This is a genomic window from Aquibium pacificum (assembly GCF_040839445.1).
In the GTDB taxonomy this organism is placed as follows: Bacteria; Pseudomonadota; Alphaproteobacteria; order Rhizobiales; family Rhizobiaceae; genus Aquibium; species Aquibium pacificus.
In genome coordinates, this window is the sequence record NZ_JBDPGJ010000011.1 from 94,979 (window position 1) to 118,563 (window position 23,585).

Genomic DNA, 23,585 nt, shown 5'->3' on the forward strand with positions numbered 1-23,585 from the left:
TCACACGCGCTGACGGGCAGGCGGTGGAGAAAAGAACAGAACGGCACGAACGGGTCCGTTTCAGGCGCGATGAAATCACCGCTCTTGAGAAGTATCCGTCCGCCTATACCATGGACACGTCAAGACCGTCCCGGCGCCGTGGGCGGGTCTGGCTGCGCGCGGTCGCGCTGTCTTTGGCCGGCCTCTTCCTGCTGTGCATAGTCGCTCTCGGCACGCTCTATCTCGCCGGTACGGCGGGACTTGGTAGCGAGCGCTTGAAGCGCGAGGCATCGGCGGCGATCAGCGCCTTGGCCGGAGCACCGATCGAGGTCCAGGCGGGACCGGCGCGCTTTTCGCTCGGCAGTTCGCGGCTGCTGGCGCTGGAGATCCCCGATGTGACGCTCGCCACCCCGCCCGGCGGGACCGTCTTCGCGCGCGCCGGCGCCATCCGCTTCGGTGTCGCCATATGGCCGCTGCTCGGCGGCGATCTCCAGGTGACGGAGATCAGACTGGCGGATGCCACGATCGAGCCGGCGACGCTTGCAAACGACGACGGCGGCGACTGGTCGGCCGGCCTGCGCGACGAGCGGGGTCTCTTCGATCCGGATCTGATCGTCGGGAAGGTCTTCGGGGCGATCGACAACGCTTTGACGGGGCTCCGCGGCAGGTCGGCTCCACGCATATCGCTGGACGATGTCAGCGTGTCTGTCGGCAGGGGTGACTCTGCGCGAATGCTCGAGATCGAGAGCGCCGAAGCCTGGGCTAACGAGGAGGGCGCGCTGCAGCTTTCCGCCGCGCTGGCGTTCGACGGGCGCCCGATGAGCATCAAGGGAACAGCGCAACCGGCCTCTCGCAACGGCGGAACGCGGTTCGCGCTGACCGCCGATGTGGGGCTGGAAAAGCGTGGCGCCGATCCGGCCTCTGGGACGCCGATCCTGGCCGGCCGGTCCGAAGTGTCTTTGCGGGGGGTGAGGCTTGAGGGCGAAGCCGGGCGATTGCACTTCAGGGCGCGTTCGCACGACCTCGTGATTGCCGTCCCCGAGATGCAGCCGCTGGTAGGCGACGTCGAGATCGGCGGACTGCTGGCAAGTGGGACCGGCAAGGTCGAATTCGAGCGCGTCCGGCTGGCGACGCGCCGGTCCACCTTGCTCTTCAACGGCGCCATCGGCCCCGCGCCCGCGGGCGAAACCGGTGGCACGCATGGCTACAGATGGGAGTTCGTCTCGAACGGATCGCGCGTGGCCGCCCAGGACGTTCCGGAGCCGGCGCTTCCCTTCGTCGCCAGGGTCGCCGGCACCTACGACCCGAAGAACCGCGTGGTCGCCGCTACCGAGATCGGCGTGCGCACCGGCCAGGGCGAACTCGTCGGGCAGGCGACCATCGGGTTCGGAAACGGCGCGCCCGCCATCGCGCTGGCGCTCGACGTGCCGCGCATGCCGGTCGCGCACGCCAAGCAACTGTGGCCGTCGGAGGCCGCGACCGGTGCGCGGTCTTGGGTTCTGGCGAACGTCTTCGGCGGAACGGTGCGCGATTCGCGGCTGCGCTTCCGCGTTCCGGCCGGCCGGCTCGGTAACGGCGTGGCGCTGAACGGCGAGGAAGTGAACGGGCATTTCGAGATCGACGACACCAGATTCGACATCACCGGCGACCTGCCCGCCGTCCGGGATGCATATGGCGTCGTCGATTTTCGCGGTTCGGACGTCGACGTCGCCCTTTCGTCGGGCACCGTCTTCATGCCGACGGGACGGACCCTGTCGGCCGAGAACGGCAGCTTCCTCATCCGCAACGTCGAGTCGAAGCCGACCATCGGCTATATGGACATCGACGTGAAGGGAGAGGCGCCCGCCGTCGTCGAGTTTGCCTCGTACAAGCCGATCGATGCCATGCGGCATCTGCACCTGAAGCCGGAGGATTTTTCGGGTCAGGCGGCAGGCAACGTGCGGGCCGACATTCCGCTGCGCAAGGATTTTCCTGTCGAACACCTCGATTGGGAGGTGGACCTGACCTACGACAACCTGTCGATCGCGCAGCCGTTCGAGGGTCAGGAGGTCACCCAGGCGAAAGGGTCGATCAAGGTCGATCCGGCCAAGGCCGTCATCGAGGCGTCAGCGAAGCTCAACGGAATGCCTGCCGAGCTGAAGTTGACCGAGCCGCTCGGCGAAGAGGGACCTGCGCGCAACCGGGCGGTCTCGCTGATCCTGGACGACGCCGCCCGCGCGAAAATCGCGCCTGGCCTCAATCAGATGCTCTCGGGCCCGGTCAAGGTCGCGGTCAGCCTGGAGGAAGGCGGAGCGCAGCGGATGGAAGCGGACCTCAAGGAGGCGCAGCTCTCCTTTCCCTGGGTCGGCTGGACCAAGGGCAAGGGCATCCCCGGCACCGCGACCTTCACGCTGACCAATGACGAGGGCAGGATCGCGCTGTCGGATTTCAAGCTGCGGGGAGAAACCTTCGCGGTGGAGGGCGAACTCCGTCTCGCCGGGGGGGAACTCGTGGAAGCGCGCTTCGGCAAGGTGGCGCTGAACCGCGGCGACGATGCGACGATGTCGCTGACGAAGCAGGGCGGCGGCTACGCCATCAAGGTGGAAGGCGCCGCCTTCGACGCCCGTTCCGTTATCAAGCTTTATCTCGCGGAGACCGAGAAGGCGGAAAAAGCCGTCGAATCCGTGCCAATCACCCTCGATGCAGCCGTCGCGCGAACGTCCGGATTCGGCAGGGAAGTCCTGTCCGATGTCAATGTGAAGCTTCGCGGGACCGGAACCGATCTCGGAACCCTGCAGATATCGGCACGCACGGCGAGCGGAGGCAAGATCGGCATCGTCAACGACACGGATTCGGGCGGACGCTCGGTGCGCATCGATTCGGACGACGCGGGCGCGCTGGTCCGCTTCCTGAACATCTACGAATACATGCAGGGCGGCGTGATCCGCGTGGCGCTCGCGGCCACCGCCAACGGGCCGCTCAAGGGACAAGTCGAGGCACGCAATTTCGCCATCGTGAACGAGCCGAGGCTCCGCTCGCTGATTTCCGCGCCGTTGCCGGAAAGCGACGGCCGCAGCCTGGCACAGGCGGTACGACGAGACCTGGATGACCGGCGCGCGACCTTCGAGAGGGGCTTTGCCCTGATCGAGAAGGGCGACGGGTATCTCACCATCGATCGTGGCGTGCTGAGAGGCCCGGCGATCGGCGCGACGTTCCAGGGCACTTTCTATGACAGGCAGGACAACATGAACATGACCGGCACGTTCATGCCGGCCTACGGCATCAACCGCATCTTCGGCGAGATACCGCTCTTCGGCCAGATCCTCGGCAATGGCCGCGACCGCGGGCTGATCGGCATTACCTTCCGGCTGGCGGGCGATTCCAAGGAGCCGCGGCTGGAGGTCAATCCGCTGTCGGCGGTCGCGCCGGGCATTTTCCGGTCGATCTTCGAGTTCGACTGAGCAGGCGCCTGCCGCCGCAGGAATCCGGTCCTAGACGGGCCGGATCAGCACGTGCTTCTTCTTGCCGAGCGACAGCTTGATCACGCCTTCGGACGTCAATTCGGAAGTTCCGACCGTCTTCCGCTCGTCCGAGATCGGCTGGTCGTTCAGCCTCACGGCGCCCCCCTGGACATGGCGCCGCGCCTCGCCGTTGGAGCCGGCCAGGCCTGCCCGCACGAAGAGTGTGAGGATGCCGATTCCTGCATCGAGATCGCTTCCCACAATCTCCACCGTCGGCAGGCTTTCGGCGAGCGCGCCTTCCTCGAAAGTCTTGCGCGCGGTCTCGGCCGCCTGTTCCGCCGCGTCGCGGCCGTGCAGCATGGCCGTGACCTCCGTCGCGAGGATCTTCTTGGCCTCGTTGATTTCGCTGCCCGCCAATGCCGCGAGCCGCGCGATCTCGTCCATCGGCATGGTCGTGTAGAGCTTCAGGAAGCGGCCGACGTCGGCGTCCTCGGTGTTGCGCCAGTACTGCCAGAACTCGTAGGGGCTCAGCATCTCCGGCGACAGCCAGACGGCGCCCGACGCGGACTTGCCCATCTTGGCGCCCGACGAGGTGGTCAGGAGCGGCGAGGTCAGGCAATAGAGCTGCGGCGTGCCGAGCCGGTGGCCGAGGTCGATGCCGTTGACGATGTTGCCCCACTGGTCGGAGCCGCCCATCTGCAGCCGGCACCCGTAGCGCCTGTTGAGCTCCACGAAGTCGTAGGCCTGCAGGATCATGTAGTTGAATTCGAGGAACGACAGCGACTGCTCGCGGTCGAGCCTGAGCTTGACGGAGTCGAAGGACAGCATCCGGTTGACCGAGAAGTGCCGGCCAACGTCGCGCAGGAACTCGACATAGTTGATGCCCATCAGCCAGTCGGCATTGTTGACCATCAGCGCGTCCTTCGGACCGTCGCCGAAGGCAAGGTAGGAGGCGAAGTTCCTGCGGATGCCGGACAGGTTGTCCTCGATGTCGGCGGGCGTAAGCAGCTTGCGCGCCTCGTCCTTGAAGGAGGGATCGCCGATCATCGACGTGCCGCCGCCCATGAGCGCGATCGGCCGGTGGCCGGTCTGCTGCATCCAGTAGAGCATCATGATCTGGATCAGCGAACCGGCATGCAGGCTCTTCGCCGTCGCGTCGAAGCCGATATAGCCGCTGACCGTCTCCTTCGCGAAAAGGTCGTCGAGCCCGGTCTCATCCGAAATCTGGTGGATGAAGCCGCGCTCGGACAGCGTGCGCAGGAAATCGGATTTGAAGGCCGTCATCGTCATTGCTTCCGGTGGGTGGCGCGGCATGGGCGCCGTGGCATTTGAGGTTGCGGGGCTTTAGCATCGCGGACGATGGAATCACAAGAAGAGCATGGCCGATGGCCCTGATCCGCGCGCTCGGCCTGATGAGCGGCACCTCGATGGACGGCATCGACCTCGCCCTGGTCGAGAGCGACGGCGAGGCCGAGGTGCGGCGTGGCCCGTCCATGTTCGTGCCCTACGAGGCCGCGTTCCGGCGCCGGATCGAGGCTGGGCTGGAGACCGCGAGGCAAATTTCGCGGCGGGATGAGCGTCCGGTGGACCTGGCCGCGCTCGAACGCGACCTGACGATGCGCCATGCCGAGGCGGTGAAGGAGTTCCGGAAAAAGTTCCCGGCGCAGGCGATCGACCTGGTCGGCTTCCATGGCCAGACGGTGCTGCACCGGCCGGAGAAGGCGCTGACCGTGCAGCTCGGCGACGGGCCGCTGCTCGCGCGGGAAACCGGTGTGGCCATCGTGTACGACATGCGGGCCAGGGACATGGAGTTCGGAGGGCAGGGGGCGCCCCTGGTGCCCGTCTACCATTCGGCCCTGGCGCGCTCGTTGCCGGCGGTGTGGCAAGACGCCCTCCCGGTTGTCTTCGTCAATATCGGCGGCATTTCCAACATCACCTTCGTTCCGGAGCGAGGCGATCCAGTCGCCTTCGATTCGGGACCGGGCAACGCCTTGATCGATCGATGGGTCGCCTCCGAGGGCGGCGTACCGTTCGATGCCGACGGCATGATCGCCAGCGAGGGCGGTGTCGTACGGGCGGTCGTCGACCGCTACATGGACAACCCGTTCTTCCCACGCCGTGCGCCGAAATCGCTCGACCGGCTTGATTTTACTCTCGAAGAAGCAGCCGGCCTCGAACTCTCCGACGGCGCGCGAACACTGGCGGCGGTCTCGGCCGAGGCGATCCTGAAAGCGGCCGAGCAGATGCCGGAGGCGCCAAAACTCTGGATCGTCTGCGGCGGCGGACGCAAGAACCCGCACATCGTGGCCGATCTCAGGGCCGGCGCGGAAAAATCGGATGCGCAGGTGATCCTCGCCGAAGATGCCGGGTTCAATGGCGATGCCATGGAGGCCGAGGCCTGGGCCTACCTGGCAATCCGCTCGGCGCGCGGCCTGCCGCTGACATATCCGACGACCACGGGATGCAGGGAGGCGGTGACGGGCGGCGTTCTGGCGCGGCCCGAACCGGAGGGCTAACCGCGTTCGGCCCCGAGCCGGCGCACGAGGGATGCCATGTCCGGGCGGATGGCATCGTCATAGCCGGCGGCCACACGGGCGCGGTCTTCGGCCGGCCGGTTCTGGCTCATCTTCCACTTGCCTTCGAGCGAGGCGATCTCGATGCGGATGCCGACGATGCCGCGGACCTGCGCGGCGACGAACTCCGGCGGCGCGTCGTCGACCGCCCAGGGTTTTTCGCGCGTGGCCTCGTGGCGTTCGGTGAGGTTCCTGATTTGCCCTGAGAGCCAGTCGGCATCCTCGAAAATCTCGGCACGCCCGCGCGCCTGCACGATCACGTAGTTCCATGTGGGAACGACCTTCCCGGTCTCCTTTTTCGTCGCGTACCAGGACGGCGTGACATAGGCCTGTGGGCCCTGGAAGACGACGAGCACCGGGACCTCGGGACTGGCCTGGATCTCCCGCCACACGGGGTTGGCCCGCGCGCAATGGGCGCGAAGCGTGCCGTTCGAAGAGCCGTCGGCATCGAGAAGGAACGGCAGCGGATTGGCGACCGGTCCCTCCGGCCCGTTGATGACCAGCAGGCCGAGCGGCTCGGACCGGATGAGACCGTGCAGGACGTCCAGCCGCGTCTCGCGAAAATGCGGCGGCTGGTACATGGGCGCCCCTAGCGCAGCCGCTTCGGCCGCGGATCGGCGAGTTCGCCGGCAAGACGCCGGTCGAGATAGTCCGAGCACTCGGAGATCAGGAGTTCGGCGTCGTTGGAGAAGAAGTGGTTCGCTCCGGTCATGATTTTCTGCGTGATCGTGATGCCCTTCTGGGAGTGGAGCTTGTCGACCAGACCCTGGACGTCCTTCTGCGGCGCGACCTTGTCCTGGTCCCCGTGGATGATCAGGCCGGAGGAGGGACAGGGCGCGAGGAAGGAGAAGTCATAGATGTTGGGCTGCGGCGCGATCGAGATGAAACCCTCGATCTCTGGACGCCGCATCAAGAGCTGCATGCCGATCCAGGCGCCGAAGGAATAACCCGCCACCCAGCAGCTCTTGGAATCCGGATGGAGCGATTGTACCCAGTCGAGCGCGGCGGCGGCATCCGACAGTTCGCCCGCGCCATGGTCGAACTCGCCCTGGCTGCGGCCGATGCCGCGGAAGTTGAAGCGCAGCGTCGTGAAATTCCGCTTCTGGAACATGTAGAACAGATCGTAGACGATCTTGTTGTTCATGGTCCCGCCGAACTGGGGATGCGGATGCAGCACGAGCGCGATCGGCGCGTTCTTTTCCGTCGAAGGCTGGTAGCGGCCTTCGAGACGGCCATCCGGTCCGGCGAAGATGACTTCGGGCATGGGTACTCCAGTTTAAGTGAGGCGCGGATGCTCGATCCGGCAAGGGAGGACCGCCCTTGACGCGGGGCCGATGCCTCCATAGAACCTAGTTTAGAACAGTTCAAAACTCGGCGGTCTTCCGTCGACCTGAACGAAGCGGCTAAATAGGACGTCTGGCCCAGCGATTTCAAGGAAATTGCGACAACCGCCGTCCCGCCTCATCCGGAACCGCCCACACCGATGGCAAGAGAACGCGCATATCTCGACTACAACGCCAGCGCACCGCTGGCGGCGTCGGCGCGCGCATCGATGCTTGCGGCGATGGACCTGCCGGGAAACCCGTCCTCGGTTCATACAGAAGGCCGGACGGCACGGCGGGTCGTGGAAAAGGCGCGGCGCGAGGTAGCCGCACTCGTCAACGCCAATGAGGAGCACGTGGTGTTCACCTCCGGCGCGACCGAAGCGGCGTCCATGCTGCTCACCCCGCACTGGCGCATGGGGCGCGGACCGCTCCGTGTCGCTCGTCTTCTGGTTGCCGCATCCGATCATCCCTGCATTCTCGGCGGCGGCTCCTTCGCGCCGGAAGACGTCACCGTGTTGCCGGTTCTCGGCAATGGCCTTCTCGATCTCGACGCGCTGGAAGCCGCCCTGGCCGGGCACGACCGTGCGAGCGGCCTCGCCATGGTCGCGGTCCACGTCGCCAATAACGAAACCGGCGTCATTCAGCCGGTGGCCGAGATCGGTCGCATTGCAAAGGCCGCGGGAGCGCTGACGGTGTTCGACGCGGTCCAGGCAGCGGGACGCACAAAGCTCGACATCCCCGATGGTTGGGCGGATTTCCTGATTCTGTCCTCGCACAAGATCGGCGGGCCGAAAGGCGCGGGCGCGATCGTCTTCTCTTCCGACCTCCTCATGCCGCGCCCGCTGGTCTCCGGCGGCGGACAGGAGAAGGGCCATCGGGCGGGCACCGAAAACGTTGCGGCGATCGCCGGGTTCGGCGCGGCGGCTCTGGAGGCGGCGGAAAACCTTCGATCCATGCACGAGATTGGGCGCAAGCGCGACGCGATCGAGGCCGCGGTGCTCGAAATTGCTCCCGGCGCGACCATATTCGGAAGCGCCGCGCCGCGCCTGCCCAACACCGTCTTCTTCGGATTGCCCGGCATGAAGGCCGAGACGGCGCAGATCGCCTTCGATCTCGCGGGTATTTCGCTGTCGGCAGGTTCGGCCTGTTCGTCCGGCAAGGTCGGACCGAGCCACGTTCTCAGGGCTATGGGATACGGCGAGAATGCCAGCGCGCTGCGCGTCTCGATCGGGATTTCGACCACCGATCGTGAGGTCGAGGCGTTCCGGGAGGCCTTGGCTGCGATCGTGGCGCGCCAGTTCGGCGCGAGCCGCGCGGCGTAACAGGGAGGCGCGACAAAGGGGAGAAATCCGGGCAATTCATCCCTGCGATCGGGGTGAATTCGGTGACCGGATGCACTACATGAGGCACACGCCGACAATGCGGTGCTATAGTTTGAAAACTGCCGGGCCTTGAACCCGGCAAGGATGGAGAACGCGATATGCCTGCTGTGCAGGAAACGATCGAGCAGGTCCGCAAGATCGACGTGGACCAGTACAAGTACGGGTTCGAATCGTTCATCGAGATGGACAAGGCTCCCAAGGGCCTGAGCGAAGACACGATCCGCTTCATTTCCGCCAAGAAGGGCGAGCCCGAGTGGATGCTCGAATGGCGCCTCGGTGCCTATCGGCGCTGGCTGACGCTCGAGGAGCCGACCTGGGCACGGGTGAACTACCCCAAGATCGACTTCCAGGACATCTACTACTACGCCGCGCCGAAGACGCAGGCGGGTCCGACGTCGCTCGACGAGGTCGATCCGGAACTCCTGAAGGTCTACGAGAAGCTCGGCATCCCGCTCAAGGAGCAGGAGATTCTGGCGGGCGTGCAGAAGCCCGGTGTCGAAGGGGAAAACGACGAACTGGCCAACGACAACGTCTACAAGTCGGGCCGCGTGGCCGTCGATGCCGTCTTCGATTCCGTTTCGGTGGTAACGACGTTCAAGAAGGAACTCGCCAAGGCCGGTGTCATCTTCTGCGCAATCTCGGAGGCGATCCGTGACCATCCGGAACTGGTCAAGAAGTATCTCGGCTCTGTGGTCCCCACGAGCGACAACTATTATGCGACGCTGAACTCCGCGGTCTTCACCGACGGGTCGTTCGTGTTCGTGCCCAAGGGCGTGCGCTGCCCGATGGAGCTGTCGACCTACTTCCGCATCAACGAGAAGAACACCGGCCAGTTCGAGCGCACGCTGATCATCGCGGAGGAGGGCGCCTACGTCTCCTACCTCGAAGGCTGCACGGCGCCGCAGCGCGACGAGAACCAGCTGCACGCGGCCGTCGTCGAACTGGTCGCGCTGGACGACGCCGAAATCAAGTATTCGACGGTGCAGAACTGGTATCCGGGCGACAAGGACGGCAAGGGCGGCATCTACAACTTCGTCACCAAGCGCGGCGACTGCCGCGGCGACCGCTCGAAGATATCGTGGACCCAGGTCGAGACCGGCTCGGCGATCACGTGGAAGTATCCGTCCTGCATCCTGCGCGGCGACGATTCGCGCGGCGAGTTCTACTCGATCGCGGTGTCGAACGGCCACCAGCAGATCGACTCGGGCACCAAGATGATCCATCTCGGCAAGAACACGTCGAGCCGCATCATCTCGAAGGGTATATCGGCCGGCCATTCCAACAACACCTACCGAGGCCAGGTCTCGGCGCACCGCAAGGCCACCAACGCGCGCAACTTCACGCAGTGCGACTCGCTTCTGATCGGCAACGACTGCGGCGCGCATACCGTGCCCTACATCGAGGCCAAGAATGCCACCGCGCAGTTCGAGCACGAGGCGACGACGTCGAAGATCTCCGAGGACCAGCTGTTCTACGTCATGCAGCGCGGCATTCCCGAGGAGGAGGCCGTGGCGCTGATTGTCGGCGGTTTCGTGCGCGAGGTGATCCAGGAACTTCCGATGGAGTTCGCGGTCGAGGCGCAGAAGCTGATCGGCATCAGTCTGGAGGGAAGCGTGGGGTGATTGCAGCGGCGGACGTCATTCCGGGGCCGCGAAGCGGAACCCGGAGTCCAAGGCCGTAACGGTGAAAGATGTTGCCGATGCCTGACCCCAGCGACGGCTTTTGATCGCTGCCGCGGGCCCAGCCGACCGGCAACGAAGACGCGAAAGAACGAAGAAATGCTTGAAATCAGAAACCTCCACGCCCGCATCGCCGAGACCGGCACGGAGATCATCCGCGGGTTGAACCTCACCGTCAAAGGCGGCGAAGTCGCGGCCATCATGGGGCCGAACGGTTCGGGTAAGTCCACGCTCTCCTACATCCTCGCCGGGCGCGAGGACTACGAGGTCACCGAGGGCGACATCCTCTACAATGGCGAATCGATTCTGGGAATGGACCCGGCCGAGCGCGCCGCCAAGGGCATCTTCCTCGCCTTCCAGTATCCGCTGGAGATTCCCGGCGTGGCGACGATGGAGTTCCTCAAGGTCGCGCTCAATGCGCAGCGCCGCGCGCGCGGCGAACCGGAACTGAAGATCCCGGACCTCCTCAGGAAGGTGCGCGAAGCCGCCGGCCGCCTCAAGATGGACATGGCGATGCTCAAGCGGCCGTTGAACGTCGGCTTCTCGGGCGGCGAGAAGAAGCGTGCCGAAATCCTGCAGATGACCCTGCTCGAGCCGAAGCTCTGCGTGCTCGACGAGACCGATTCCGGCCTCGACATCGACGCGCTCAAGGTCGTGGCCGACGGTGTGAATGCGCTGCGCTCGCCCGACCGCGCGATGATCGTCATCACCCACTACCAGCGACTGCTCGAATACATCGTCCCCGATTCCGTCCACGTGCTCTCCAGGGGCAGGGTGATAAAGTCCGGCGACAAGGATCTGGCGCTGCAACTCGAACAGAACGGCTACGCCGGGATCGTCGGCGAGGCCGCTTAGGTGGTCGTCATGAACATTCATTCCAATCCTCAGAGAACACCCGCCGAGACGGCGCTGATAGAGGCGTTCGAGGAGCGGGCATCGGATCTGCCCGGCAACGAGGCGGTGATCCGCCAGCGCGAGGACGCGATCGAACGGCTGAAGGCCGGCCTGCCGACGCGCCGCGTCGAGGCGTGGCACTACACCGACCTGCGCCGCCTTTTCACGAAGGTTCCGGCCTATGATCCGAGCCTCCTTGCAAAGCCCTTGCCGGCTCTGCTGGAAAGCTCGACGGTCCTGCCGGTCCTGAACGGGGTCGCGGCCGAGGCACCGAAGGTAGCCGGCGTGAAGGTTGTGCGGCTGGAGGAAAAGCTCGTCGATGGCAGTTTCGCACAGGCATTGACCACCGGCGACCCCGCCGACGTGATCGGACCGCTCAACGCGGCTTTCGTTGCCGATGGCTGGCACCTCGACATCGCGGAAGGTGCCGAGATCGCGGCCCCGATCGAGATTCAGAACGTGCAGGCCGGCGGCCAGGCGCATGTCCGCCTGCCGGTGAAGGTTGGCGCCGGGGCCAGGGCTACGATCGTCGAGCGCCAGACTGGCAGCGGAGACGCGCTGGTTTCCTCGGTCAGCCATCTTGTGGTCGGCGAGGGTGCCGAGATCGTCTGGATCATCCTGCAGGAGCAGCCGGAAGGCGCCACGCATTTCGGCCAGTTCAATGCCTGGATCGGCAAGGGCGCCAAGCTGACTCTCTTCGTCATGAACGCCGGCGGTAAGCTGGTGCGCCAGGAGATCAGGGTCGACGCGAAGGGCGAGGACGCCGAGTTTCGCCTGCGAGGCGTCAACCTGCTTTCCGGCGACAGTCACACCGACGTGACCTTGGTGCTCGATCATTCCGCGCCATGCACCACGTCGACCGAGGTGATCCGCAACGTTGTGACCGGACGCGCCCACGGTGTCTTCCAGGGCCAGATCCGGGTCGACCGGCAAGCGCAGAAGACCGACGCCAAGATGTCGTGCAACACGCTTCTCCTGTCGGACGACGGCGAGTTCTCGGCCAAGCCGGAACTGGAGATCTTCGCCGACGACGTTGCCTGCGGCCATGGCGCCACGGTGACAGAGATCGACCGCAACCACCTGTTCTACCTGATGGCGCGCGGCGTCCCGGAGAAGGAGGCGCGCGGGCTTCTGGTCAAGGCCTTCGTGGCCGAGATCATCGAGGAACTGGATGACGAGGCGATTGTCGCGGCGCTTGAAGCCAGGCTCGACGGCTGGTTTGCGGCGCACGGGTGAGATGATGGCTGGGCGCGCGAACCGCGACGGCGGGGAGGTCTCGACATGGACCAGATGACGTCCGCCTACGACGTCGAGGCGATCCGCCGCGATTTCCCGATCCTGTCCCGTGAAGTCTACGGCAAGCCTCTCGTCTATCTCGACAATGGCGCATCCGCACAGAAGCCGCAGGTCGTGATCGACGCGATTTCGCGCGCCTATTCGAGCGAATACGCCAACGTGCATCGCGGTCTTCATTTCCTGTCCAATGCCGCGACGGACGCCTACGAGAAGGCGCGCGAGACGACGCGGCGTTTCCTGAATGCCGCGAGCGTGGACGAGATCGTCTTCACCAAGAACGCCACCGAGGCAATCAATACGATTGCCTACGGCTGGGGCATGCCGAACATCGGCGAGGGCGACGAGATCGTGCTTTCCATCATGGAGCACCATTCCAACATCGTGCCCTGGCATTTCATCCGCGAACGGCAAGGCGCAAAGCTTGTCTGGGCGCCGGTGGACGACGATGGTGTCTTCCATATCGAGGAGTTCGAGAAGTGCCTGACGGAGCGTACGAAACTTGTCGCCATCACGCATATGTCGAACGCGCTCGGCACCGTCACGCCGATCAGGGAGATCTGCCGCATTGCGCATGAGCGCGGCATCAAGGTTCTCGTCGACGGCAGCCAGGGCGCCGTGCACCTGCCGGTCGACGTGCAGGATCTCGGCTGCGATTTCTACGTCTTCACCGGGCACAAGGTCTACGGCCCGTCCGGCATCGGCATCCTCTATGGCAGGATGGAGATGCTGGAGGTGACGCGGCCCTTCCAAGGTGGCGGCGAAATGATAGAGGACGTCTCCACGGAGTACGTCACCTACAACCACCCGCCGCACCGCTTCGAGGCCGGCACTCCGCCGATCGTCCAGGCAATCGGCCTGGGGGCCGCGCTCGAGTACATGGAGTCGGTTGGGCGCGAGGCGATCGCCGCGCACGAGGCGACGTTGCGCGACTACGCGCACGAGCGCCTGCGTGGCATCAATTCGATGCGCATATTCGGCAACGCGCCGGGTAAGGGCGCCATCGTATCCTTCGAACTCGCGGGCATCCACGCCCACGACGTCTCGATGGTGATCGACCGCTCGGGCGTCGCGGTGCGGGCGGGCACCCACTGCGCCCAGCCGCTGTTGAAACGCTTCGGCGTCACCTCCACATGCAGGGCGTCCTTCGGCATGTACAACACCAGGGCCGAGATCGACGTGCTGGCCGAGGCGCTCGAGAAGGCGCGAACGTTTTTCGGGTGAGGATCATGAACGACGACACAATCAGGAATCGCGACGGCGCCCAAGCGCCTGCCGATACGATCGAAGCCTCGTCTGTCCTTCCCGCCAATGAGCTGGCGCGGTTGACCGACGACATCGTCAGCGCGTTGAAGACCGTTTACGATCCCGAGATCCCGGCCGACATCTACGAACTCGGCCTGATCTACAAGATCGACATCGAGGACGACCGGTCCGTGAAGATCGACATGACGCTCACCGCTCCGGGCTGCCCGGTGGCAGGCGAAATGCCGGGCTGGGTGGAAAACGCGGTCGGTGCCGTCGAGGGCGTCTCGGGCGTCGACGTGTCGATGGTGTTCGATCCGCCCTGGACCCCCGACCGCATGTCCGAGGAGGCGCAGGTCGCCGTCGGCTGGTACTGACGGCGCTTCCCGCTTCCGGGCCTCAGCGGCCCGCCGGCACGTCCCTTATCGCGATGATCGACTTGTTCAGCCCCGCGACCTTTTCGTGGCGCACGGTGGCGTCCGGGAAGAGCTTGCGGATCTCCCGCGTCGAGAGCAAGTGGTGGTGGTAGATGATGTCGCGCGCTTCTTCGATCGTTCCGATCCGCCGGAAGAAGCCCAGCGAATACCGCATGATCAGCCGTTCGCGCACCCGCGCCGGCAGGTACTGGAAACCCGCGGTCCGGAAATGTGGCTCGTAGGGAAACCAGAAGTTCGGCGTCTGCATGTAGTAGCGCGGCGCGAGGCGGCGGGTGTTTTCGGCGAAGTCCACCATATCCAGCCAGCTTCCGACATGCTCGATGACGGAATTGGAATGCACGAGGTCGAACCGTCTTCCTTCGAAGAGGGAAGGGTTCGTTGCGCTGTCCTTGTGGAAGCCGAAGACGTCCCGCTGCTCGATCTCCTGGTCCTCTGTATTGACGATGGTGAAGCGGAGCCGGTGGCGGTTTGCCTTGATGAAGTCCTCGCCGATCTTCCAGTAGGTCTCGGTTCCGCCGAGATCGAGGATATCGGCCGTTCCACGCTCGCTTAGAATCGTCTCGATCAGGCGCTGGACATGTCGGAAGCGCTTGGCGCGGAAGCCGAATTCCAGACTGTTCGTGTTCCGGTAAGGGTCGGCTTTCGCAGGCGCGAGGAAGGCTTGTTCGGTGATCGTTGCGTGCGGCATGTTGGTTCCCCTTCTGAATTGACCGCACGTTAACGTAAATGGATGTGGTAAGGTTACCGAAAGGTTAAAACAAAGTTAATGTTGGGATTTGAGTATAATTTTAATCAAATTGCTCTTGCAGCGGCAGGGGGAGGGATGTCGTCGATCAGATGAGCTGCAGTCCCTTGAGGCTGGCATGGCCGCTCTTGCCTATGATGATGTGGTCGTGCACCGAGATGCCGAGCGGCTTGGCGGAATCGATGATGGTCTTGGTCATCTCGATGTCCGCGCGGGAAGGGGTCGGGTCCCCGGACGGATGGTTGTGCACCAGGATGATCGCGGTGGCCGACAGTTCCAGCGCGCGCCGGACCACCTCCCTCGGATAGACGGGCGTGTGATCCACCGTCCCGGTCTGCTGAACCTCGTCGGCGATCAGCGCGTTCTTCTTGTCGAGGAAGAGGATGCGGAACTGCTCGCGTGGCTCGAACGCCATTGCCGTGCGGCAATAGTCGAGGACCGAACCCCAGGATGACAGGACCTGCTGACCGCGAATGCTGCCCTTCAGCATGCGTTCTGCGGCGGCGGCGGCGAGCTTTATCTCGAAGGCGACGGAACGGCCGACACCCTTGGTCTCCGTCAGGAGGTGGATCGGCGCGCCGAGTACCTCTGCGAAGGATCCGAACCGCGCGATCAGCGCCTTCGCGACCGGCTTGGTGTCCGCCCGGGGAATGGACCGGAAGAGCAGGAGTTCGAGCAGTTCGTAGTCGGCGAGCGACCCGGCGCCCCCTGTCAGGAAGCGCTCGCGCAGTCGTTCGCGATGTCCGGCATAGTGAGGCTTTATCTCCGTCGCGGTCCTGGATGGTACCTTACCCGCCCGCTCGGCGAAGAACCCGCGCTCGTCCTCGTCCTCTCCCGACATGCCGTCCCCACGCATGGTCCGGGCGTTTCGACGCCCAGTTGTGCGTCGAGATTAGTTCGGCAGCCCCGGTCGGTCGAGCCCTCCGGGCGACAGCGTGAATATTTCGCAGCCGGTCTCCGTAACTCCTACTGTGTGCTCGTACTGGGCCGACAGCGAACGGTCGCGCGTGACCGCGGTCCACCCGTCGGACAGCACCTTCACATGCGGCCGGCCGAGATTGATCATCGGCTCGATGGTGAAGATCATGCCGGGCCGCATCTCCACGCCTTCGTTGCGGCTGCCATAGTGAAGGATGTTGGGCGCGTCGTGGAAGAGCAGCCCGACGCCATGGCCGCAGAAGTCTCGTACGACCGAGCAGCGCTCGGCCTCGGCGTAGGACTGGATGGCGGCACCGATCGAGCCGGTCCGCTCGCCGGGCTCGACGGCGGCGATGCCGCGCATCATGGCCTCGTGCGTGACCTCGAGCAACCGTTCCGCCGCCCGCTTGATCTTGCCGACGGGATACATTCGCGAGGAATCGCCGTGCCAGCCGTCGAGGATGTAAGTGACGTCGATGTTGACGATGTCTCCCTCGCGCAGAGGCTTCGCATCCGGTATGCCATGGCAGACGACGTGGTTCACCGAGGTGCAGGACGATTTCGTATATCCGCGATAGTTGAGCGTTGCCGGAATGGCGCCGTGGTCCATGCCGAACTGGAAGACGAAGCGGTCTATCTCCTCGGTCGTCGTGCCGGGCTGCACGAGCGATGCAAGCTCGTCGAGGGCGCGCGCCGTAAGTTGGCATGCCTTGCGCATGCCGGCGAATGCTGCCTCGTCGTAGAGCCTGATCTGCCCTGTGTTCTTCAACGGTGCGACAGCCGCTTCCTGATATGTGACCATTGTTCCGTCCAGTGATCCTCCTCGGGCGTGGAGCCGGGCGGAGGCGAGATGAATAGGAGAGATTTGGCATCGATGCGGCCGCGCATCAAGTGCGCAGATGCGAAACGGCAACGTGCTGAAACCGCCGAACTTCGCGTCAGGGGAAATGCTCTGGCTGGCCGGATCTCTCCCGCTGCCGCCAGATCCGTCGTTGAAACCGGAATGCTGCGTGACGCTTTCTTCGGTTCTTTCTCAGAAAAAACCGGCCCTGGGATCGGTCAGATCCGCAGGGCCGGCCGACTGGAGGGTCGGAGGTATTCTACTGCGCCATGGGAAGCTGTGCTTCCAGAGCGGCCTGCACGAACATTTCGCGTGCCATGATCGGGGAGGCCTTGCCGCTGCTTGCCGCGCGGCAAGCCCGCGAGGCGGCTATGTACCATTTGCCGCGGCCGTTCGGCCATGTCTCGAGGAGTTCGGCGGCGCGCTCGGCGGTGTCGACTTCCACGATCGGTCCATGGAGGCCCTTGCTCAGCCAGATGGGCTTGGGAAACTGGGTTCTCGAGTTCATGGGCGTGCTCCGCTGGACTGTCTGGCCTTAACAATGCTTAACGGCCCTGTCGGTTCCATCCACCAGCAGGAACCGCCGCCTGCGCGGGGCGGGCAGAGTCCGAAGAAATGGTTGCCGGAATGCGGCCCCGATAGGGTCCGGTGGGGGTGCTGTCTTGGTGCCCGCCATGTTCTCCAGCAAACAGGAATTCACGAAAGCGAGACAAAACTGTCAAAGAGAGTGTCTATATTTCCTCGCAATTGGATCGACGGACACGCTTCCCGCACGTAAGGTAGGAAAAAACAGAATCAGTGAGGCGCGTGAGGGGCATTCTTCCATTGGAGCCATGAAGGTTGGACGAATGAAAACATACGCGGTCGCCGTCTATTTCCGCTTCGACGAAACATACCTGAAGCGCTACGACATGCTGGTCGGCATGCTCGTTTCCTATCCCGAAGTCTGGATGGAAGCGCCTTCGATGTTCCTTCTGAGGACGGACGAAGAGTTGGAGACGGTCGAGAACAAGATTCGCAACGCAGGCTTCCAGCCCGAAACGGACATCGTGATCGTCATCGACGTCACGGGGCAGGAGACCCGTTACGCCGGGCATATCGAGCACCGTGAGAGGCTGGAAAAGATGCTTCCCGCGCAGACATCCGCGGAACCCGCTGATGCATCCGTCTCTCAAAGACCGGACGACTGGCCGACAGGGCTGTTCGGTCCGAAGTCCCCACGTCTGGGGCTTGCCGAGGCCGAAATGGACATGCCGGCCGGAGCGATGCAGAGACAGCATGGTTTCGCCACCGCGGCACGGCCCCAGTTCGGGTTCAAGAACTTCGCTCGCCCGTTCGATCCGCGGCAATGACCATGTCTTCGGGCAGCCCGGCGGCGATCCGCCGGGCGCCGGAGATTGCGGCTACGACTTATGCCTCCTGTGCGCGCGGGATCGCGCGGCGACCTTCGAAATAGCCGAACTGGAGGTAGTGGGCCGTGGCCGATTCGAAATCCCCGTTCTCGACGGCGGTCGCGACGTCGGGATTTTCCGCCAGGTAAGCGTCCTCGTCGATCGTCGCCGTGGGGTGGAGGGAGAGGACGAATTGCCTAAACTCCGTCGCGTCCACGACGTATTGGACGATCTGGTCGCCGTCGCGAATTATCTCGTGAATCGTGGGCGGAACCATCTCTTTGCCTCGCTTTTTCTTGGTTTTTCCTCGCGCGCCCCGCGTTGCAGAAATCCGGTTACAGCCTCGATCGGGGCCTCTGCCACCAGAATTTCGCGGTGAGATGAACACTTTTGCGTAGGAGGCTGATCGTTCTGGTACGCCCAAGGGTAGTAGCATTCCGCAGCGAAATTAACCGCGTAGGCTGTCTGTCCATTCATCCTGGCTGGTTTGCCGTCATTAGGCTTTCTCGCGCGATGTCTAACAGATTTTTCACCGACAGCGAGTTTTGAACACACCTATCCTCCGAAACTGGTTCTAACCGCCGACCGCGGGCGGAGCAATCTCTATCCACACCAAGATGCGAACGGCGCCGCTGCGCCGAATGCGGATACTCAGTTGATGGCGCTCGAGGGAGCGAAGTCTTGGTAGTAGGACAGCTTCATCAAAGACGGCGGCAGGCTTCAGCGGCTCTCTCGCTCATCAACTCACCGGTGCGGCCGGTCTGCTTGTCCACCAACATGTTGAGGAAAACATTCCGGCACTTCCCGGGAGGCGATCGCGGCTGCTGCGGAGCCAGTTGCAACGGCGGCTGACCTGCCGCTGAAGTGTCATCCAGCTGCGTTTGGAGCCTCGACCGTTTCTGTTACTCCGTCGGGCGCCGGTTGCGGCGAGGCTCCGGCAAAGGCCGCTGGAGTCTGGTATCCGAGCGAGGAATGGGGTCTCGCGGTGTTGAAGTCCTGCCTCCATTCGGCGATGGCGCTGCGGGCGTGGTCGAGGCCAAAGAACAGGTGCTCGTTGAGATGGCGTAGTCGGGGCTTCGGTTCCGGAGACGCCGGTGCTTTGCTGACCGGCATATTTAACAGCCGGGAAGGAGGCGAGCATGACTGATCTCTACGCAGGCCTGGATGTGTCGCTGGAGCTGACGAACAAATATATTGTCGACGGCGATGGCCGCCTGGTGCACGAGGCTCGGATCGGATCCGACCCGGAGGCGATCGCCGCCGAGTTAAACGGATCTGGGATCGCTTCGTCCGTGTCGGTTTCGAGGCGGGACCGCTTTCGCAGTGGAAGTTCTTCGGTCTGAAGCGGGCCGGGCTGCCGGCGGTTTGCATCGAGGCCAGGCATGCCAAGGCGGCCATGGTCGCGATGAACCGCAACAAGAACGACCGCAACGATGCCCGATCGATCGCGCATCTGATCCGCTCGGGCGATCGCGCGTATCTACGCCGCATCGCGGTTATTCGTGAACTTGTTTCAGCCATCATCTAAGCTGGCTGCCAAGCATTGCAGCGTGGCGAGGTGACAAAGCGGTATCATCCGCCACAAATGCCCTGCGAGCGTCTCCTGCAAGCGGAGAGTGTACCGATCCCCACCGAGAGCAAGTTGAAAGAGATCGCCGCCAAGCTCGATCCTCTAAAGCTTCTGGAGGAGATGCGCGCCGTGCAAGCTTATCGGGCCGCATTGGCTAACGGCGAAGTACCGCCTGCGACGACATCCGAGCCGCCCATTTTAGCGGCATTCGTTGCGAGCCTATCAAGCGCTTGGCATGCCGGCGAAATCCGTCGCACATTATACACCGTGGCAAAACCGCTTTAACCTGCGAAGCCTTCAAAAGGTCACACAAGCGCCTGTTGCAGGTCAATCCGCCGTGCCCAAGCTGGCGATCCCACCCGCGACAGCGGCGTCACCAACGAAGAAATCGGAGACGCCAAAGCCGAGCTACGCCGAACCTGGCCAGGGAAGGACCCAGGCGCTCCGCATGGCTTGGCCGATCGCGTGTCGTCGATTGGAGGAATTCCCCAACATCAATGCCATGCAGCTCTTTGAGGAGCTGTGCATCCAGTTTCCAGGTCGATTTACCCGCAAGCAATACAAAACCTTCGCCCGACGCGTCGCTGTCTGGCGCGAGGCTGCTCGCGCGCGCGGCGTTGTCATCGGGCCCAAAACGTATCGTCTGCTCAGCGACAAACCGCGGGGCCGACTGCCCGATACCTTCGGGGATCATACGGAGGAGATGTTGCAATGCCAGGAAGAACACCCGGATCAGACCGCACTTGAACGGCTCGTCGAGTTCCAGGCCAGTTATCCGAGACGATATAGCTTACGACAGCTTCGCACGCTGCAGAAGCGAGTAAGAGCATGGCGCCAACAACCAGTACAGCGGCTTATTGATGAGGCAAGTATCCTCATGTCATACACTGATCTGAACCCGGGACGTCGGGCGAGCGTGTAACATTCTCGATGAGGCAAGCGGTAACGAAATTGGTGAGGCTACGCGACAAGGGCCTGCCGGCCAAGGCCGACCGGCCGAGCAGGAGGCCTTCGTCGCCCACTACGAGGCGCTGATGAACGGTCTCCTGCCAAACGGGGCCGTCTACTTCAGCGCAGCGGTCCGTCCCAAGTACCAGAGCTGGCCCATGTCTGGACTCGGCGCGGCGAGCGGCCGGCGCTCCGCAAGGGCAAGGGGCTCGAGTGGCTCAACCTGATGGGCGCGCTCAGCCTGAAGAACTTCGACCTCCGGCTGGTCGAGACGCTCAAAATGTCCATGCAGACGGCCATTGAACTGCTCGCCCTGCTGGAAAGGCGCCACCACGACAAGCGCGTCATCCTCGACCGCGCGCCGGCGCATCGCGGCGAGGCCGCGCTCGCCTAGCTGGCCCGGACCCGAATGCCGCATCAGGCTGCACTTCATGCCCGCCTATGCGCTCAATCTCAACGCGGATTGGATGGCTTTGGAAGCTCATGCATCAAAACGTCCCCGACAACCGCTACCACGAGAGTTTCCGCGCCTTCGCCGAGGCGATCATTCGCTCCTTCAAGTCGACCCTGCCGAAGAGTTGGAATTGCTACCGCGACACCATCGACGGACAACTTCCACATCGTCAGACCAGACGATCAAAGGGTGGTCTGATAATCGGAGTAATGTTATGTATTAAGAGTTTTAGATGTCCTTCGAGCGCAAGCGGGTGCGCCGTCTGGTTTACGTCTTCTTCGCTGTAGTCTTCCCGATCTCGCGGGCGGGATCGTTGGTGTGGGCGGCGTCCATGGCGTCCGAATCGATTGAATTCGTGAGTGGTCGACAGCGGGCTGTGATTCCGGCGCGACGCCTGCCTATGGTCTTTAATGTTCACGGCATCATGGCGATCTCAGGCGGAAATCTCAGTTCCGGACAAGGGAATCGCTTCAAGCAAATTGAGTCTGGCGGTTCAGGGTTTTGAGGTAGTCTGGACTGAGGTTTGCGCGCCTTCGTCTGACCTTGAGGCTATGTTGTTTCTTCGGGTTTCTGACGAGGTTCCTGTCAGGCACAGGGTACGAGACCCGTCAGCGCGGGGCGTGGATCTGACAGTGCCGAAAAATGATCGAGGATGGAAACGGCCGTAGCGGATCGCGGCATCGAACGGCTCCAGTGAGAACGAGCCACCCATAAATCATACTTGCAAGCTCAACCGCACCTCCCGCGTTAACCCGAAGCGATCGCCCTGCAGTTCCGGAGCAGTTCACTTGATTTCTCTTCTGTTTCGCTTCACATACATGGCGATGCGCAACCTCTACAACAGTGCCAAAGATCTGCAGGCCATCCTGACGTTTACGTCGGCAGTTTCGAACCGTGCGGGCAACCATAGGCTCGGCAATGTTTTTCCCGACTACACCGCGCCCATCGTGCGGAATGGCGCCACCGGCCGCGAACTGGTAGGTGCGCGTTGGGGCATGCCATCACCACAGGAGATGATCGTTGGGGCCGCAGCGAAGCGGGCTGCCAAGCTCAAGCAATGGGGGAAGATAGTAGATTTTGAAGAGTTTGTGAGGGACGAACCGGACTACGGAGTTCCAAATGTCGAAACCCTCTCATTGCACCAATGGCTGTCGTGGCAGGGGGTGGAGAACCGCTGTCTCGTTCCGGCTACGGCCTTCGCCGAGCTACACGAGGATATGCAACCCGGACACCGGGCGCCCGCCCCTCTTCGGTCTCGGCAGGGAGGACAACTCAACTTGGTTCGGTTTGAACGAATCTTGTCCCCTCTTTGTTTTCGCTGGCATATGGACACCTTGGAGTGGGGTGAGGAAGAGAATAGAAGGTCTTGTAAGCGCTGATCTCTTCGCGGTTCTAATTTGTAAACCGAATACCGAAACGCCTATACCCTTGTCTACGATGCCGGTAATCCTCACTAAGGCAGAGGAAATGGAAGTCTGGATGCGTGCGCCATGGGAAGAGGCGAAGGTTTTGCAGCGCCCACGTTCCGATTGCACGCTGGCGATAGTACCGAAGCCTTAGCCAGTAGAGGTCTTCTGACGCGGTACAATTTCCTCATAATTGCCTACTGAGAAGCACGATGATCATTATGGACGATGCTCGACAAGTTGTTAGGGATTACCTAGACGGGATAACCTTCGCCGACGAGGCCAGGATCAGAAGAGCTTTTCATCCGGACGGAAAGCTTATCGGCTATAAAAATGGGGTTCTGGAATGGGACTCTGTCGAAAAGTTCATTAACGATCGCCGAGCAGCAGGTACCCTTTCGGAAAGAGCGCCATACTACTGGGAAATCGTCCTTGAGGATCAAACGGAGGATATCGCGACAGTAAAAGTTATTGATGAGTATCGTGAGAGTAGATATACATACTACATAGTACTACTGTATATAGATGGCAGATGGCAAATAGTTAGCAAAGTATTTCACAGACACCTATGACGCCAGTTATTGCTGGCGACGATAGTGGTGAGCCTGCGGTTGTTAGTGCCAAAGCTTGGATGCCTCAAAGAATTTCCCCACTCCAACCGCTTCATGATTCGCTCCCGATGTGATTTGCGGTAGGCTGCGGATGCGTGGACAGGCTGGGTTCTGGGTGACGTTGCCCCCAAGATTTATCCAGTTCTGAGTTCGTTTCCGGCGGTGGTTTTGCCCTGCTGGGCGGGTGAAGCGGCGGGCGCTTGCGCGGAGCCGTTGGCATTGCGCAGCGCGAGCGACCGTCGCGAAGTGAAGGTGCTGGCGAACTCGTCCGGTGTCTGCCAGGCGATCCGGAGTGCGGCCGGGCGATGTTGTAGTCGGCGCGCCACAGGGCGGTTGCCACGCGGGCCTGGGCCTTCGAGGTGAACAGGCTCTCGTTGAGATGGCGTAGTCGGGGCTTCGGTTCCGGAGACGCCGGTGCTTTCCTGACCGGCAAGTTCAATCGCCGGGAAGGAGG

At 63.0% G+C, this 23,585-nt stretch carries 24 protein-coding genes and 3 pseudogenes; 17 read left to right on the plus strand and 10 right to left on the minus strand.

The features are described from left to right. The first annotated feature begins 23 nt into the window (after positions 1–23). Positions 24–3,419 (plus strand): YhdP family protein, encoded by a 3,396-nt coding sequence (locus tag ABGN05_RS29260; RefSeq protein ID WP_367957572.1) that lies wholly within the window; start codon positions 24–26, stop codon positions 3,417–3,419. Between the two features lie 30 nt (positions 3,420–3,449). Here ABGN05_RS29260 and tyrS read toward each other — a convergent pair whose 3' ends face one another. After that, positions 3,450–4,703 carry a tyrosine--tRNA ligase gene (gene tyrS, locus ABGN05_RS29265; RefSeq protein WP_367957573.1) on the minus strand — a complete coding sequence of 418 codons (1,254 nt, stop codon included), beginning with the start codon at positions 4,701–4,703 and terminating at the stop codon, positions 3,450–3,452. 101 nt (positions 4,704–4,804) lie between these two features. On the opposite strand from tyrS, the gene ABGN05_RS29270 reads away from it, so the two are divergent. Beyond that, the gene (locus ABGN05_RS29270; protein ID WP_367957574.1) at positions 4,805–5,935 is read left to right on the plus strand and encodes an anhydro-N-acetylmuramic acid kinase; all 1,131 of its coding nucleotides are present in this window, start codon (positions 4,805–4,807) and stop codon (positions 5,933–5,935) included. Here the strand turns inward: ABGN05_RS29270 and ABGN05_RS29275 are convergent. Next, positions 5,932–6,573, minus strand: coding sequence for an FMN-binding negative transcriptional regulator (locus ABGN05_RS29275; protein WP_367957575.1), 642 nt, complete (start codon positions 6,571–6,573; stop codon positions 5,932–5,934). The two genes, ABGN05_RS29270 and ABGN05_RS29275, sit on opposite strands and share 4 nt — an antisense overlap. A gap of 8 nt (positions 6,574–6,581) precedes the next feature. Further along, positions 6,582–7,256: an alpha/beta hydrolase gene (locus ABGN05_RS29280; RefSeq protein ID WP_367957576.1), complete on the minus strand. Its 675-nt coding sequence runs from the start codon at positions 7,254–7,256 to the stop codon at positions 6,582–6,584. 219 nt (positions 7,257–7,475) lie between these two features. Here ABGN05_RS29280 and ABGN05_RS29285 point away from each other — a divergent pair, with 219 nt between their 5' ends. The 6 genes from ABGN05_RS29285 to ABGN05_RS29310 all read left to right on the plus strand — a co-directional run bounded on the left by ABGN05_RS29285 (position 7,476) and on the right by ABGN05_RS29310 (position 14,187). After that, positions 7,476–8,639, plus strand: a complete 1,164-nt coding sequence (locus tag ABGN05_RS29285; protein ID WP_367957577.1) for a cysteine desulfurase family protein — start codon at positions 7,476–7,478, stop codon at positions 8,637–8,639. Positions 8,640–8,797: 158 nt separating this feature from the next. Next, the gene (sufB, locus tag ABGN05_RS29290) at positions 8,798–10,321 is read left to right on the plus strand and encodes a Fe-S cluster assembly protein SufB (RefSeq protein WP_367957578.1); all 1,524 of its coding nucleotides are present in this window, start codon (positions 8,798–8,800) and stop codon (positions 10,319–10,321) included. Between the two features lie 156 nt (positions 10,322–10,477). Then, positions 10,478–11,233, plus strand: coding sequence for a Fe-S cluster assembly ATPase SufC (sufC, locus tag ABGN05_RS29295; RefSeq protein WP_367957579.1), 756 nt, complete (start codon positions 10,478–10,480; stop codon positions 11,231–11,233). A gap of 9 nt (positions 11,234–11,242) precedes the next feature. Beyond that, the gene (sufD, locus tag ABGN05_RS29300; RefSeq protein ID WP_367957580.1) at positions 11,243–12,508 is read left to right on the plus strand and encodes a Fe-S cluster assembly protein SufD; all 1,266 of its coding nucleotides are present in this window, start codon (positions 11,243–11,245) and stop codon (positions 12,506–12,508) included. 45 nt (positions 12,509–12,553) lie between these two features. Then, on the plus strand, positions 12,554–13,789 hold the full coding sequence (locus tag ABGN05_RS29305) for a cysteine desulfurase (RefSeq protein WP_367957581.1): 1,236 nt from the start codon (positions 12,554–12,556) through the stop codon (positions 13,787–13,789). Positions 13,790–13,794: 5 nt separating this feature from the next. After that, positions 13,795–14,187 carry an SUF system Fe-S cluster assembly protein gene (locus tag ABGN05_RS29310; RefSeq protein ID WP_367957582.1) on the plus strand — a complete coding sequence of 131 codons (393 nt, stop codon included), beginning with the start codon at positions 13,795–13,797 and terminating at the stop codon, positions 14,185–14,187. A gap of 22 nt (positions 14,188–14,209) precedes the next feature. Here ABGN05_RS29310 and ABGN05_RS29315 read toward each other — a convergent pair whose 3' ends face one another. From ABGN05_RS29315 to ABGN05_RS29330, 4 genes are all read right to left on the minus strand, one after another. Continuing rightward, positions 14,210–14,935, minus strand: coding sequence for a class I SAM-dependent methyltransferase (locus ABGN05_RS29315; RefSeq protein WP_367957583.1), 726 nt, complete (start codon positions 14,933–14,935; stop codon positions 14,210–14,212). A 145-nt stretch (positions 14,936–15,080) separates the two neighbouring features. Further along, positions 15,081–15,848, minus strand: coding sequence for a RadC family protein (radC, locus tag ABGN05_RS29320; protein ID WP_373695996.1), 768 nt, complete (start codon positions 15,846–15,848; stop codon positions 15,081–15,083). 36 nt (positions 15,849–15,884) lie between these two features. Next, entirely contained in the window at positions 15,885–16,712 is an 828-nt protein-coding gene (gene map, locus ABGN05_RS29325) for a type I methionyl aminopeptidase (RefSeq protein WP_367957584.1), read from the minus strand. A gap of 298 nt (positions 16,713–17,010) precedes the next feature. Next, the gene (locus ABGN05_RS29330; protein WP_367957585.1) at positions 17,011–17,259 is read right to left on the minus strand and encodes a DUF982 domain-containing protein; all 249 of its coding nucleotides are present in this window, start codon (positions 17,257–17,259) and stop codon (positions 17,011–17,013) included. A gap of 166 nt (positions 17,260–17,425) precedes the next feature. Between ABGN05_RS29330 and ABGN05_RS29335 the strand changes: the two genes are divergently transcribed. After that, entirely contained in the window at positions 17,426–18,103 is a 678-nt protein-coding gene (locus ABGN05_RS29335) for a hypothetical protein (protein ID WP_367957586.1), read from the plus strand. 58 nt (positions 18,104–18,161) lie between these two features. On the opposite strand, the gene ABGN05_RS29340 is transcribed toward ABGN05_RS29335, so the two are convergent. Together ABGN05_RS29340 and ABGN05_RS29345 are read right to left on the minus strand one after the other, a co-directional pair. Further along, positions 18,162–18,419, minus strand: a complete 258-nt coding sequence (locus ABGN05_RS29340) for a hypothetical protein (protein ID WP_367957587.1) — start codon at positions 18,417–18,419, stop codon at positions 18,162–18,164. A gap of 590 nt (positions 18,420–19,009) precedes the next feature. Next, positions 19,010–19,201 (minus strand): annotated as a pseudogene (locus ABGN05_RS29345) (integrase core domain-containing protein); the annotation flags it as partial. Between the two features lie 80 nt (positions 19,202–19,281). Here ABGN05_RS29345 and ABGN05_RS29350 point away from each other — a divergent pair. From ABGN05_RS29350 to ABGN05_RS29385, 8 genes and pseudogenes are all read left to right on the plus strand, one after another. Further along, positions 19,282–19,485, plus strand: a complete 204-nt coding sequence (locus ABGN05_RS29350; RefSeq protein WP_367957588.1) for a hypothetical protein — start codon at positions 19,282–19,284, stop codon at positions 19,483–19,485. A gap of 53 nt (positions 19,486–19,538) precedes the next feature. After that, on the plus strand, positions 19,539–19,670 hold the full coding sequence (locus tag ABGN05_RS29355) for a hypothetical protein (RefSeq protein ID WP_367957589.1): 132 nt from the start codon (positions 19,539–19,541) through the stop codon (positions 19,668–19,670). Positions 19,671–19,784: 114 nt separating this feature from the next. Continuing rightward, on the plus strand, positions 19,785–19,997 hold the full coding sequence (locus tag ABGN05_RS29360) for a hypothetical protein (protein ID WP_367957590.1): 213 nt from the start codon (positions 19,785–19,787) through the stop codon (positions 19,995–19,997). 163 nt (positions 19,998–20,160) lie between these two features. After that, positions 20,161–20,634 (plus strand): hypothetical protein, encoded by a 474-nt coding sequence (locus tag ABGN05_RS29365; protein ID WP_367957591.1) that lies wholly within the window; start codon positions 20,161–20,163, stop codon positions 20,632–20,634. Between the two features lie 165 nt (positions 20,635–20,799). After that, positions 20,800–21,054 (plus strand): annotated as a pseudogene (locus ABGN05_RS29370) (transposase); the annotation flags it as partial. 292 nt (positions 21,055–21,346) lie between these two features. Beyond that, positions 21,347–21,619 carry a hypothetical protein gene (locus ABGN05_RS29375; protein ID WP_367957592.1) on the plus strand — a complete coding sequence of 91 codons (273 nt, stop codon included), beginning with the start codon at positions 21,347–21,349 and terminating at the stop codon, positions 21,617–21,619. Positions 21,620–21,902: 283 nt separating this feature from the next. Next, positions 21,903–22,493 carry an SOS response-associated peptidase family protein gene (locus ABGN05_RS29380; protein ID WP_367957593.1) on the plus strand — a complete coding sequence of 197 codons (591 nt, stop codon included), beginning with the start codon at positions 21,903–21,905 and terminating at the stop codon, positions 22,491–22,493. Positions 22,494–22,732: 239 nt separating this feature from the next. Next, positions 22,733–23,092, plus strand: a complete 360-nt coding sequence (locus ABGN05_RS29385) for a nuclear transport factor 2 family protein (protein ID WP_367957594.1) — start codon at positions 22,733–22,735, stop codon at positions 23,090–23,092. Between the two features lie 173 nt (positions 23,093–23,265). Here ABGN05_RS29385 and ABGN05_RS30215 read toward each other — a convergent pair. Further along, positions 23,266–23,510 (minus strand): annotated as a pseudogene (locus ABGN05_RS30215) (integrase core domain-containing protein); the annotation flags it as partial. Positions 23,511–23,585: the final 75 nt, after the last annotated feature.

Coding starts and splice junctions, on each gene's coding strand:
- tyrS (WP_367957573.1), bottom strand. CDS start 4,703: ATGACGGCCTTCAAATCCGATTTCCTGCGCACGCTGTCCGAGCGCGGC.
- ABGN05_RS29270 (WP_367957574.1), top strand. CDS start 4,805: ATGGCCCTGATCCGCGCGCTCGGCCTGATGAGCGGCACCTCGATGGAC.
- ABGN05_RS29275 (WP_367957575.1), bottom strand. CDS start 6,573: ATGTACCAGCCGCCGCATTTTCGCGAGACGCGGCTGGACGTCCTGCAC.
- ABGN05_RS29280 (WP_367957576.1), bottom strand. CDS start 7,256: ATGCCCGAAGTCATCTTCGCCGGACCGGATGGCCGTCTCGAAGGCCGC.
- ABGN05_RS29285 (WP_367957577.1), top strand. CDS start 7,476: ATGGCAAGAGAACGCGCATATCTCGACTACAACGCCAGCGCACCGCTG.
- sufB (WP_367957578.1), top strand. CDS start 8,798: ATGCCTGCTGTGCAGGAAACGATCGAGCAGGTCCGCAAGATCGACGTG.
- sufC (WP_367957579.1), top strand. CDS start 10,478: ATGCTTGAAATCAGAAACCTCCACGCCCGCATCGCCGAGACCGGCACG.
- sufD (WP_367957580.1), top strand. CDS start 11,243: ATGAACATTCATTCCAATCCTCAGAGAACACCCGCCGAGACGGCGCTG.
- ABGN05_RS29305 (WP_367957581.1), top strand. CDS start 12,554: ATGGACCAGATGACGTCCGCCTACGACGTCGAGGCGATCCGCCGCGAT.
- ABGN05_RS29310 (WP_367957582.1), top strand. CDS start 13,795: ATGAACGACGACACAATCAGGAATCGCGACGGCGCCCAAGCGCCTGCC.
- ABGN05_RS29315 (WP_367957583.1), bottom strand. CDS start 14,935: ATGCCGCACGCAACGATCACCGAACAAGCCTTCCTCGCGCCTGCGAAA.
- radC (WP_373695996.1), bottom strand. CDS start 15,848: ATGCGTGGGGACGGCATGTCGGGAGAGGACGAGGACGAGCGCGGGTTC.
- map (WP_367957584.1), bottom strand. CDS start 16,712: ATGGTCACATATCAGGAAGCGGCTGTCGCACCGTTGAAGAACACAGGG.
- ABGN05_RS29330 (WP_367957585.1), bottom strand. CDS start 17,259: ATGAACTCGAGAACCCAGTTTCCCAAGCCCATCTGGCTGAGCAAGGGC.
- ABGN05_RS29335 (WP_367957586.1), top strand. CDS start 17,426: ATGTTCTCCAGCAAACAGGAATTCACGAAAGCGAGACAAAACTGTCAA.
- ABGN05_RS29340 (WP_367957587.1), bottom strand. CDS start 18,419: ATGGTTCCGCCCACGATTCACGAGATAATTCGCGACGGCGACCAGATC.
- ABGN05_RS29350 (WP_367957588.1), top strand. CDS start 19,282: ATGACTGATCTCTACGCAGGCCTGGATGTGTCGCTGGAGCTGACGAAC.
- ABGN05_RS29355 (WP_367957589.1), top strand. CDS start 19,539: ATGGTCGCGATGAACCGCAACAAGAACGACCGCAACGATGCCCGATCG.
- ABGN05_RS29365 (WP_367957591.1), top strand. CDS start 20,161: ATGGCTTGGCCGATCGCGTGTCGTCGATTGGAGGAATTCCCCAACATC.
- ABGN05_RS29375 (WP_367957592.1), top strand. CDS start 21,347: ATGTCCTTCGAGCGCAAGCGGGTGCGCCGTCTGGTTTACGTCTTCTTC.
- ABGN05_RS29385 (WP_367957594.1), top strand. CDS start 22,733: ATGATCATTATGGACGATGCTCGACAAGTTGTTAGGGATTACCTAGAC.